11 protein-coding genes are annotated in these 11,894 nt (G+C 50.9%); 10 read left to right on the top strand and 1 reads right to left on the bottom strand.

Translation table 11 applies throughout. The features are described from left to right. The first annotated feature begins 21 nt into the window (after positions 1-21). The 9 genes from ACWHYD_RS15185 (at position 22) to queA (ending at position 9,185) form a co-directional block, all read left to right on the top strand. Complete coding sequence (locus tag ACWHYD_RS15185) at positions 22-687, top strand: phosphatidylserine decarboxylase family protein (RefSeq protein WP_447962870.1); 666 nt, start codon at positions 22-24, stop codon at positions 685-687. After that, positions 684-1,454, top strand: coding sequence for a CDP-diacylglycerol--serine O-phosphatidyltransferase (gene pssA, locus ACWHYD_RS15180; RefSeq protein WP_447962869.1), 771 nt, complete (start codon positions 684-686; stop codon positions 1,452-1,454). Before ACWHYD_RS15185 ends, pssA begins: the two co-directional genes overlap by 4 nt. Positions 1,455-1,516: 62 nt before the next feature. Continuing rightward, complete coding sequence (locus ACWHYD_RS15175; RefSeq protein ID WP_447962868.1) at positions 1,517-3,064, top strand: 2-isopropylmalate synthase; 1,548 nt, start codon at positions 1,517-1,519, stop codon at positions 3,062-3,064. Positions 3,065-3,205: 141 nt separating this feature from the next. After that, on the top strand, positions 3,206-4,279 hold the full coding sequence (gene leuB / locus ACWHYD_RS15170; RefSeq protein WP_447962867.1) for a 3-isopropylmalate dehydrogenase: 1,074 nt from the start codon (positions 3,206-3,208) through the stop codon (positions 4,277-4,279). A 3-nt stretch (positions 4,280-4,282) separates the two neighbouring features. Continuing rightward, entirely contained in the window at positions 4,283-5,497 is a 1,215-nt protein-coding gene (locus tag ACWHYD_RS15165; RefSeq protein ID WP_447962866.1) for an NHL domain-containing protein, read from the top strand. Positions 5,498-5,660: 163 nt separating this feature from the next. After that, the gene (locus ACWHYD_RS15160) at positions 5,661-6,674 is read left to right on the top strand and encodes an aspartate-semialdehyde dehydrogenase (RefSeq protein WP_447962865.1); all 1,014 of its coding nucleotides are present in this window, start codon (positions 5,661-5,663) and stop codon (positions 6,672-6,674) included. Positions 6,675-6,689: 15 nt separating this feature from the next. Beyond that, positions 6,690-6,929 carry a DUF2905 domain-containing protein gene (locus ACWHYD_RS15155; protein WP_447962864.1) on the top strand — a complete coding sequence of 80 codons (240 nt, stop codon included), beginning with the start codon at positions 6,690-6,692 and terminating at the stop codon, positions 6,927-6,929. A gap of 18 nt (positions 6,930-6,947) precedes the next feature. After that, positions 6,948-8,135 carry a SpoIID/LytB domain-containing protein gene (locus ACWHYD_RS15150; protein WP_447962863.1) on the top strand — a complete coding sequence of 396 codons (1,188 nt, stop codon included), beginning with the start codon at positions 6,948-6,950 and terminating at the stop codon, positions 8,133-8,135. Positions 8,136-8,162: 27 nt separating this feature from the next. Beyond that, positions 8,163-9,185 (top strand): tRNA preQ1(34) S-adenosylmethionine ribosyltransferase-isomerase QueA, encoded by a 1,023-nt coding sequence (gene queA / locus ACWHYD_RS15145; RefSeq protein WP_447962862.1) that lies wholly within the window; start codon positions 8,163-8,165, stop codon positions 9,183-9,185. Positions 9,186-9,377: 192 nt separating this feature from the next. On the opposite strand, the gene ACWHYD_RS15140 is transcribed toward queA, so the two are convergent. Further along, positions 9,378-10,079 (bottom strand): SurA N-terminal domain-containing protein, encoded by a 702-nt coding sequence (locus ACWHYD_RS15140; protein ID WP_447962861.1) that lies wholly within the window; start codon positions 10,077-10,079, stop codon positions 9,378-9,380. 336 nt (positions 10,080-10,415) lie between these two features. On the opposite strand from ACWHYD_RS15140, the gene gltX reads away from it, so the two are divergent. Continuing rightward, positions 10,416-11,846: a glutamate--tRNA ligase gene (gene gltX / locus ACWHYD_RS15135; protein WP_447962860.1), complete on the top strand. Its 1,431-nt coding sequence runs from the start codon at positions 10,416-10,418 to the stop codon at positions 11,844-11,846. Positions 11,847-11,894 lie beyond the last annotated feature (48 nt).

Raw genomic sequence — 11,894 nt, 5'->3', positions numbered from 1 at the left:
GGGACGTGAGACCCATACCTAATGGCTGATCAGGCAAAAGGGATTCCTGTGGCCAAAGAAGGCCTACCCTTTATCGCTGGTGGAGGGCTCCTGACGCTTGGGTGTTGGGTGGCCGGGCCGGTCTGGCTCACGTGCCTGATGGGATCGTTAACCCTGTTTACTGCCTGGTTTTTTAGAAACCCGGCCAGAACGATACCGCAGGGGAGAAATCTCATAGTGTCTCCCGGTGATGGGACGGTCGTAGCGGTGGAACAGGAATTTGAACATCGATTTCTCAAAGAACCCAGTATCAGAATCAGTATTTTTTTAAATGTCTTCAATGTACATATTAACCGGTTGCCTGCGACAGGAGTGCTGCAGGATGTCGTCTATGCTCCAGGTAAGTTTTTAGTAGCCAGTCGTCCAGAGGCTACAGTGGAAAATGAGCAAAATGCGCTCATGCTCAAGCGTTCCGATGGGAAAAAAATACTGTGTGTGCAAATTGCCGGGTTAATTGCCAGGCGAATCGTTTGTTGGGTGAAGCCCGGTGAACAGGTTGAAGTTGGCGAACGGTTTGGACTTATAAGGTTTGGATCTCGGATGGATTTGTATCTTCCCCACGATAGTGCCATTCAAGTCAAGGTTGGCGAAAAAGTGAAGGGGGGATCGTCCATCGTGGCGGAGTTGCCATGCCTGGAGCCTTCATGAAACAACCCAAAAAACGACGGGTCGTCTATTTAATTCCCAATCTTCTGACCACCGGAAATCTTTTTAGTGGTCTGGCCTCTATCTTGTTTGTCTTTGGGGGCGATTATGGGCCTGCGGCCATTGCGATTCTTGTGGCGATCGTTTTTGACGTGTTGGATGGGACGTCAGCCCGTCTGATGAAAAGTACGAGTGATTTCGGGCTGCAATACGATTCGTTGGCAGATGTCGTGGCTTTCGGAGTGGCTCCGGGCTTGCTGATGTATTCCTGGGCGCTCAGTGGTCCGAAGATGTTGGGTGCCGCGGTGATGTTTGCCTTTGTTGCCTGTGGTGCCTTGCGATTGGCCAGGCATAACGTTTTGGCGACAACTGGCGGAGATGGTAAGCCGTTTACGGGGCTTCCTATTCCCGGCGCAGCGGGGGTGATGGCCACGTTGGTGATTTTCGATCATCATGTTGCGCCTTTAGGGGAGAAGGTGAAGCCTATTCTTGGGATCGTCTTGACCTTAGGGCTGGCGTTTCTCATGGTGAGTACCTTTCGTTATCGTAGTCTGAAAGAATTAAAAACGCAGGAACACCACCATTTTAATTATTTGGTGTATGCAGTCCTCATTCTCATGGCGGTCTTAGCGTATCCACAGGCGATGCTTTTTGTTGTGTTTGCTGCCTATGCGCTTTCAGGCGTCTTGGAGCAAGGGTGGAAGCTTGTGGCAGGTCTGATGGGGAAAAAGCCTGCGGAAGAAGTGGGGCAGGATGGATTCCACAAATAAATGACCGGCAGGCGGGAAAAAATTGGAGCTTGGATGAAGAGCAAATGTGGGGGAAATGAGCCATGACACGGATGATTCGAATTTTCGATACCACCTTGCGGGATGGAGAGCAATCGCCTGGCGCGAGCATGAATATCGAAGAAAAAATCCTCGTGGCGAAGCAATTGGCCAGGTTGAATGTGGATATTATCGAAGCCGGTTTTGCGTTTAGTTCTCCCGGTGATTTTGAAGCGATTCATCGTATTGCCCAGGAAATAGAAGGTCCGGTCATTTGCAGTCTGGCCCGGGCAAAACCGGAAGATATTGACCGGGCTTGGGAGGCACTCAAAGGTGCACCCAAATGCCGTATCCATACGTTTTTGTCTTCTTCGGATATCCACCTGAAACATCAATTTCGTATGACCAGGGACGAAGCCCTTAAGAGGGCAGTGGAGATGGTTCGCCATGCCCGGGGTTATGTTGAGGATGTGGAATATTCTCCCATGGATGCCACCCGTTCCGATTTGACCTATCTCTGTGAGGTGGTGGAAGCCGTAGTGGAGGCTGGAGCGGGAACGGTGAATATTCCTGATACAGTTGGGTATACGACCCCTGAGGAGTTTGGACGAATTATTCGGACATTAAGAGAACGGGTCCGTGGGATAGAGACGGCCATTATTTCCGTCCATTGCCATAATGACTTAGGGTTGGCGGTTGCAAATTCCATGGCCGCCATTTATGCGGGAGCAGGCCAGGTTGAATGTACGATCAATGGGATTGGTGAACGAGCCGGCAATGCTTCATTAGAAGAAGTCGCGATGGGACTTCGCACGCGAACAGATTTTTACCAGTCCGATACCAGAATACGCACAGAGGAAATTTCCAAAGCCAGCCGCTTGGTGAGCAATATCACCGGGATGGTGGTACAGCCCAACAAAGCGATTGTGGGTGCCAATGCTTTTGCGCATACGTCCGGTATTCATCAGGACGGGTTGCTCAAAGACAAAAGTACTTATGAGATCATGCGACCGGAATCAGTCGGATTAACCCAAAGTCGATTGGTGATGGGTAAACTGTCTGGTCGACATGCCTTTCGTGAGGAACTGGCCAACCTGGGGTACACCCTTTCTGATCAGGAATTGCAGGAGGCCTTTGAACGCTTTAAACGTCTGGCGGATCAAAAGAAGGAATTATTTGAGGAGGATTTGGAGACAATCGTCAATAAGGCTATTACCAAAGTTCCTGAGCGCTATGCCTTAAAGGGGTTGCATGTGGAGAGTGGGTTGGAGCAGCGCCCGTCCGCAATGGTGGAATTGATAATGGATGGGCGTATCGAGAAGCGGACGGGTACGGGTGATGGTCCCGTGGATGCGGTGTATCGGACCATTGCGGCCTTGACTGAAACGAAGAGTCTTCTTCGTGCCTACATCGTTAAAGCGATTACGGGTGGTACCGATGCGCAGGGAGAAGTGTCGGTCCGTGTCGAAGAAAATAGTGAAACTGTTACCGGTCACGGATCGGATACGGATATTATTCTTGCTTCTGCGCAGGCCTACCTCAACGCCCTCAATAAATTGGCGGATTTGGCGGAACGACATGCCAAGGCCGAACAAAAAATCGGGTTGTGTTGAAGAAAGCGTTCCCTTCATCCAATTAAATGAGTACCTGTTTTCCTCCCAGCCTTTGGGCATGTAGTTTCTGGTAGACCATTTCAGGTACGCAGTTTTCGCTGGAATTAATCTAAAATTGTTCATTATATTATCGGGGGAATCATGAAGAAACGGATTGCCGTATTACCGGGTGATGGAATCGGACCGGAAATTATGCCACAAGCGATTCGGGTTCTTGAGGCCATTGGTCAGAAATGTGGGCATCAATTTACCTTTACCTATGGGCAGGTTGGGGGGGAGGCGATTGACGCCACAGGTTTTCCATTGCCTGCCGAGACTCTGAGACTGGCTCAATCGAGTGATGCTGTCCTCTTGGGAGCTGTGGGTGGACCGAAGTGGGAGGGCCTTGAATATGAGCGTCGCCCGGAACGCGCCTTGCTCGGGTTGCGGGAGCAGCTTGGACTTTTCGCTAACCTTCGCCCGGCAAAAATGTATTCACCGTTAATCGGGTCGTCCAGTCTAAAACCGGAAGTCGTCGAGGGCATTGATATTCTGGTTGTTCGGGAATTGACCGGTGGAATTTATTTTGGCAAACCGAAAGGCATTGAACAAACGGCGACAGGACATCGGGGGGTCAATACTGAAGTCTACACAACGGAGGAAATTCGCCGGATCGCTGATGTGGCTTTTCAAGCAGCCCGGAAGAGGCGTGGCCTTGTTCACTCTATCGATAAGGCCAACGTACTGGAGTCATCCGAGCTTTGGCGGCGAGAAGTGATCAACGTGCATCAGAGCTTCCCAGATGTTGAATTGCGTCACATGTATGTGGACAACTGTGCCATGCAACTCGTTCGCTATCCCAAGCAATTCGACGTGGTTGTGACAACCAATTTATTTGGGGATATCCTGAGTGATGAGGCGGCGATGTTGACCGGGTCGATAGGCATGCTCCCTTCCGCCAGCGTCGGAGCGACAGTGGGAATGTTTGAGCCTATCCATGGAAGCGCTCCGGATATTGCAGGAAAAAATCTCGCCAATCCTATTGGGACCATTGCTTCGGCAGCCATGATGTTGTCTTATTCGTTCGAGTTGACGAAAGAAGCCGAGATGATTGAATCGGCGATTCAGAGGACTCTGGAGCAAGGATATCGCACGAAAGATATTGAGAGTCAGGGGAATACGCTGGTTGGAACCGCTGAAATGGGCGATCACATCCTGAAGCAGTTAGGACATTAAAGGATGATTGCGCAAGGGAAGAGTGGGCAGATTATCACGATAGCGGGGACCGGGGAACCTGGGTATGAGGGCGACGGACAACCAGGGACCCAAGCAATTTTAAATGAACCCAAAAATGTGTGTTTTGACGCTGAAGGCAACCTCCTCATTGCCGATTCTGAAAATCACGTCATTCGCCGACTGATACATTCGACTGGTGTTATCGAAACGGTAGCCGGGTGTGTTGGGACCCGTCGCGCCGGTGAGGGAAATCCAGAAACTCCGATGCCATCTCCAATTTCTCAGGTAGAGGAAGAGATTGATCCTCTTGCGGATGTGGAAGAGATTCCTGGCCAAGCCTACTCTCAAACGCCTGATCTGAGTGGAACGGTTCGTTACATCGTTGGAAAGGGGATTGGCAAAGATCGGTTTGCCGGAGATGGGGGCTTGGCCACGAGTGCACAATTAAACTTTCCCTCCTCCGTTGCCGTTGATGCGGCAGGGACCCTCTTTATTGCGGACACGTGGAACCATCGCATTCGACGGGTAGATGCCAAGACGGGTCTTATCCAGACCGTGGCTGGGAACGGTCAGTCGAAGTGGACGGGGGACGGTGGTCCGGGGATCTCCGCCTCGTTGAATGAACCGGTGGCATTAGTCGTGGATGGTACACGCCTTTATATTGCCGATCAGAGTAATAATCGCATCCGTATGCTGGATTTGGGATCAGGTGTGATCACGACTATCGCAGGCACGGGAGATTCCGGATATACCGGGGATGGCATGCCTGCCGTGGAATCTGCGCTGGCGGGACCGAGCGGGTTGGCACTCGATCACGATGGAAATCTCTATATCGCTGATACGTTTAATAGCCGTATCCGAATGCTGGACCACAACACGGGGCTTCTGTCCACGGTTGTAGGGGATGGCGCCGAGTTTCGCTATGAGCGGGGGGTGAATGAACAGTCTCAGGCATTGGCCAGGCCCTATGGTATTGCAATCACACCACAAGGACATGTGCTTATCACGGATTCCGATCATCACTTAATCCGGAAGTGGGATATCGGGAAAAAGGCAATGACCCTTGTCGCCGGCAATGGTCAATCGACATGGACTGGAGATGGAGGCCTGGCTTCGGATAGTAGCCTCAGTTTTCCGTTTGGGGTGGCAGTTGACGCTTTGGGCAACATCGCCATTGCCGATACGTTTAATCACTGCATCCGTTTTATTCCTTTCTGATAAAATCTCCGAGGCCATCACGGGAGTGCCAAGATTTTCTGCCTCTGGTTGCTCGCCTGCCTTGGGTTTCCCTTTCGTCATTTTTGAGTCAAGGATTTTGAACTGATAGGATATGCGTATTACCTAGTGTCATCCGTGTTTTTCTTGAGGGAGTGAGTCTGACATGATGAAGAAAAAATCGGCCTATACGATTGCCGTGGTTGGAGCAACCGGTGCTGTTGGAACAGAAATGATCCAGGTCTTGGAAGAACGGGATTTTCCTGTCGGAGAGTTAATACCGCTGGCTTCGTCGCGGTCTGAAGGCCATGAGGTGACATTTCGCGGTCAAACCCTTCTTGTGAAGGTGCTGGAACCCAACTCGTTCGATGGTGTTGATGTGGCCTTGTTTTCGGCAGGAGCCGGTGTCAGCAAAGAATTTGGTCCCATAGCTGTCAAAGCGGGAGCGGTGGTGGTAGACAATAGTTCCGCGTGGAGAATGGATCCCGAGGTCCCACTCGTGGTGCCCGAGGTGAATGTCCATGCTCTTTCGGGGCATCAGGGATTAATTGCCAATCCCAACTGTTCCACCATTCAAATGGTCGTGGCCTTGAAGCCGCTTCATGATGCCGTCCGAATAAAACGGATTATTGTCACGACGCTTCAATCCGTGTCCGGAACCGGAAAGGATGCAATGGAAGAATTAGTTGAACAGTCTCGTCAACTACTCAGTTTCGGGGAAGCCAAAGTAGCGGTCTATCCTCATCAGATTGCTTTTAATTGTTTGCCGCATATTGATGATTTTCTGCCGAATGGATACACCAAAGAAGAAATGAAAATGGTCAACGAAACCCGAAAGATCCTGGGTGAATCGTCATTGCCGATTACGGCGACGACAGTCAGGGTCCCGGTCTTTATCTGCCATGCGGAATCCGTGAATATTGAAACTGAGCAAAAACTGAGCGCCAATGATGCTCGGGCCATACTGGCTGCCGCTCCAGGCATTCAGGTCTACGATGATCCCGATCGCAATTTGTATCCTCTGCCGATCGACGTGGCGGGGACCGATGCGGTATTTGTAGGACGAGTGAGGGAGGATGAATCGGTGCCCAATGGTCTGAATGTGTGGATTGTGGCGGATAATTTGCGAAAAGGTGCTGCGCTCAACGCTGTACAAATCGCTGAGGAACTAATTCGATAATGGGTGAGAGTCGGCATGATGAGTGGAATGGGAAAAGCCCTGATCCTGATGGGGGGCATTCTTCTGGTGCTGGGTCTTCTATTCCTTGCCCTGGATAGATGGTCAAATCCTGAGGGGGGACTGGGATGGCTTGGCCGGTTGCCAGGCGATTTTATTATTAAACGGGATCATGTGACGTTTTACTTTCCTCTTGCGACCAGCATCATTATCAGTGTGGTCGGAAGTGTGATGATTTATTTTTTCTTCCGGCGGTAGGCAAGAGTTATGGTGTGTGTGGAACATCGTATCGGCATTATGCTGCTGTTTGTCAGTTGGGTCATGTTGTCCTCTCCGGTCGTTGAGGCTGCTGAACCAGCTATTCGCGTGGGTCTTGCCGATGCAGCCCAGGTCCTGTCCATCCAATCGTCGGATTCATTTTTCCTCCGCCTGGCCTCTGGGAAAAGATTTCATATTTCAGGGCGAGTGACTATTCGAATGCAGGGTGCTGGTCTGTTGCTCAATGACCGTCCCGTGGCGGATTCTCATCTGTGGGTTGAGGGATCAGCAGGCACCTATCAGGTTAGAGTGGAGACGAAGAGGGAAACGTCTCCGCCTAGCAATTCAGGGCCAGAGTGGGTGGTACGCGGACCACTTGAAATTCAATCGAACCCGTCTGGATTAGCTTTGATTAACTGGATTGATCTTGAAGAGTATGTCGCAGGCGTAGTCTCGGGTGAAGTCGGGGCCAAGTGGCCATTGGAAGCATTGAAAGCACAAGCTGTTGCTGCCAGAACCTATGTGTTGTACAAGAAAATTGAAAACCAATTGCAATCGTTTGATGTGGTCGCTGGTGTGCAAGATCAAGTCTATCATGGTCATTCCGTACGAGCTGAATCGGTGCTTCAGGCTGTTGCGGCTACCAGAGGCCAAGTGGTGACGTATGAAAATCGCCCAATTTTCGCGGCCTATTCGTCGACGGCGGCTGGTCCCACCGAGGATGCCTTATATGTGTGGGCCTTGGACCTTCCTTATCTCAAAGGAGTTGACTGCCCGTTTGATGAGCAAGCCCCACGGTATGATTGGCGTGCATCATTTTCCTTCGACTTCCTAGAGCAGCAACTGGTTAAAGAAGGGTATGACGTTGGCAAAATCGCAACTTTCACACCCTATACCTTCACCCCATCCGGGCGAGTCGATCGTGTGCGTTTACTTCATTCTCGTGGAGAAATTATCCTGCGGGGGCAGGATTTGCGACGTGTGGTCGGATACTCCAAAATTTTCAGCACTCAATTTTCCATCGAATCATTGGGGCAGGAAGTGGTCGTGGTGGGTCATGGGGCGGGACATGCCGTGGGGATGTGTCAGTGGGGCATGCGGGAGATGGCCGAATTAGGGTATGACTACCAATCGATTATCCGGCATTATTATCCCCACACAATACTTCTTCCTCTTGATCGCGTGCTCCTTACTGCGGCCGACTAACTCTATCGTTTCTTTCCTTTCCTGGTCATGGATCTTTCCCAATTCAACTTTCCCTTTGACCAGACCCTGGTTGCTAAATATCCGGTTCATCCCCGGGATCATGCCCGATTGTTGGTGCTGACCCGATCAACCGGAGATATCACCGATCGGCAAGTCAAAGATCTCCCAAAAACATTACGACCCGGGGATTTACTCGTGGTCAATAATACCAAAGTCATTCCGGCACGCCTCTGGGCAAAGAAGGTACCAAGTGGAGGGCGGGTAGAATTACTGATTGTCAAAGAAATTGGTGAGGACCATGCAGAAGTCCTTATTCAGGGGAAAGTTGGAGTCGGACAGATTGTGGAATGTGAGGGTTCTGCCCGTGCGCAGATTGTGGAAAGAGAACCAGGTCGAACGGTGATTCATTGGCTGGGTCCTGGTGCCTTGCGAACATGGTTACTTTCTCATGGAGAAATTCCGCTTCCTCCGTATTTGAAACGTCAGCCTGGGCCAGGCGATCAAGAAGATTATCAAACCGTATTTGCCAAGGTGGAGGGGGCCATTGCTGCGCCAACTGCCGGATTGCATTTTACGCCAGAATTGATCACGCAACTGGCAGAGAAGGGGATCGGAACAGCCATGGTTACCCTGCATGTTGGACCTGGAACCTTTCAGCCCGTCAAGACGACGGATGTGGAGCGTCATATCATGCATCCGGAATGGTTCGAGGTGTCGGAGGAGACCGCGAGGAGAATTCGCGAGGTTCGGAACCGGGGCGGGAGAATTGTCGCTGTCGGGACTACCGTGGCACGAAGTCTGGAGTCAGCCCTGGATGAGACCGGCGAGCTCAGGCCCTGTTCAGGAGAGACGCGCCTCTTTATCCTGCCAGGATTCCAATTCCGGGTCATTGATGCGCTTCTGACCAATTTTCATTTTCCCGAAACGACCCTTTTAATGCTGGTTTCGGCGTTTGCGGGATTGGCGGAGGTCAAGGAGGCGTATGCGCATGCGGTACGCGAGCGCTATCGGTTCTACAGTTACGGCGACGCCATGCTCATTTATGAATAATGAAGTTGGAAGAAATAGTGAGGTAATCCAGGGGTGATTTTCCCAGCAGGTGTTATCTGACGTATGGGGCGAAGGATTTGTGGTAAGGACGAATGAGTCGGGGGCAGGTATCTACGGATAAAATCCCGAGCTGAGCCACTGGGGGAGGACTCCAGGCAGACCAGATTGCAGGGTCAGGCCGATGGCTGCCTCTTACAACAGTTCCTGGTGAATTGTGACATCCCCACGAGCTCGAAGCGCAGTTTGGAATGCCTGCATGGCCCGTTGTTTCTTTTGCATGAGAAATTGAAGGCGAATCTGTTCTAGGACCGTGAGATCGGGCTCGGCCCCGTCAAGTGTTTGTCGATCAGCGAGTTCTTTGACTTCTTTCATTTCGGCCGGGGTGAGTGTTGTGGCTTCAGAGACGAGCAGTCTCGCCTTTTCCGCCAGTAATTCGTTTCGGCGTTGCTCCTCATATTGATGAGGTTTCATCCGGTTGGCCGCCAAGATTCTTTGGTAATATTCTGTATCGAAGACGCCATCTTTTTGGAAGTCTTTTTGATTCACAATCGCATCGTGGAGTTCTTGAGCCGAGACAGCCAAATTCATTTCATCGGCCAGTAATTGCCAGGATTTTGTGGTGATTAATCCCTCGAGAGCGAGTTGCTGGATGGTCTCTTCTTTTACGTCTTCTTGTTTAAGTTGGTCCCGATAGAATCGGAAGTAACCTTGCTTTGTCCGGAGATATTCATCCTTGGAGACCTTATAGGGGCCAACGGTGGCCACGGCGTTACCTTGAGTGGAATCGTACCCATACCAACCCATGCCAATGACAAAAGTGACAGCGATTCCCAGGATGAGAAACTTGAGAATCCATGGGTATTTTGCGGAACCCTCGCGTATAATTCGAATCATGCGTCCTGCCTCCTGAGAATGTCTTTGATGACCATGACGAAATTTTAAGGGCCGGCAACGGGAAAGGCAAGTGAGTGGGCCGTGTCAATTCAGTTCTTTACATGAGTCGGGTGGCATGGTAAAGCAACGGGCCGGAGAGTGAGAATGATAGATATTTCTTAAATGGTCGTCCGGGATAGGGTGTGAGGATTTCCTGGAATTGCTCTGTCCTTGATTTTCATTGGAAAGCGGCGTGGAGAACGGAACATGGCGTCTCTGCAAAACAATGTTTCTGATGGGGGAGTTGTTTCCTATAATATGTGCCTGAGTCATAATGAGAAAGGTCGGTGAAAGCAAATGAGTGAGGTTCGAGTTCGCTTTGCGCCCAGTCCGACTGGTTTCCTCCATATTGGCGGAGTGCGGACAGCATTGTTTAATTGGTTATTCGCTCGTCATGAGGGTGGCACCTTTATCCTCCGTATTGAGGACACCGATCGGGACCGGTCTACGGATGATGCAATTCAGGTCATCCTGGATGGCCTAAAATGGACCGGGTTGAATTGGGATGAGGGGCCTTACCGGCAGACAGACCGCTTGGAACTGTATCGTGAACGGGCCATGGATCTCTTGAAGAGAAAGTTAGCCTACTGGTGCATCTGTACGCCTGAGGAATTAGACGCGAGAAGGAAGGAAGCTCAGGCTAAAGGCGAATCCATCAAATATGACGGGCGGTGTCGACATCGAGGAATCTCCGAACCCACCGAGCCGGCGGCTCTTCGATTTCTCACTCCTCAGGAAGGGCAAACCGTCGTCAATGATCGAATTAAGGGTCGGATCGTGTTTGATAATACGGTTATGGACGACCTCATCATACTCAGATCCAATGGCTATCCCACCTACAATTTTTCTGTGGTAGTGGATGATGGGCTCATGAACATTACGCATGTCATTCGGGGGGACGATCATGTCAATAATACTCCGAGACAAGTACCGCTCTTTTCCGCCATGGGATTTTCGGTGCCTGAGTTTGCGCATCTACCCATGATATTGGGATCGGATAAAGCGCGTCTGTCTAAACGCCATGGGGCCACCTCCGTTTTAGCATATAAGGAGATGGGGTATTTGCCTGAAGCCCTCATTAATTATTTAGTCCGATTGGGATGGTCCCATGGGGATCAGGAAATTTTCTCAATTCAGGAAATGGTCGAGTTTTTCGATTTCAAGCAGGTGCAAGCCTCGGCAGCCGTTTTTAATCCTGAAAAACTACGGTGGGTGAATGCGCAGTACATTAGAAGCAGCAACCCCAAGCAGGTGGCCGACGCCCTCATGCCATTTTTGCAAAATGCAGGCTATGACGATGCTGCTTTGGCCAGAATTCCCGGGGGAGCCGAGGCCTTGATTCCACCCTTACGAGAGCGATCAGAAACGCTTTTAGACCTTGTTCAAGGTGCCGTTCCCTATTTATCAGAGCCCATGACGATGGATGAGGATGCCGCGAAAAAACATCTCACCCTGTCAATTGCCCCGAGCCTTCAGGCGTTTGCTGATCAGGTTGAGGCCGAGTCAGACTTTTCCAAGGAGGCGCTTGAGGGTATTCTTCATGGCATTATCGAGCGGCAGGGGCTCAAAATGGGCAAGATCGCGCAACCGTTACGCGTGGCTTTAACCGGTAGGACTGTCAGCCCTGGCATTTATGAGGTAATGGCGTTATTAGGGAAAGAAAGGTCGCTCCAACGAATCCGTGCCGGTGTTAAGCGAACGATGAAGCCCCAAACCCATCCTTCATAAATTGTTTTTATGAAGTCCCTTGACTGGTTCCGAGAGGTGAATTAAGCT

Source organism: Nitrospira sp. Ecomares 2.1 (assembly GCF_965152585.1).
Note: the sequence above shows the minus strand (reverse complement) of the source record. Positions and strands in the feature narration are given on the sequence as shown.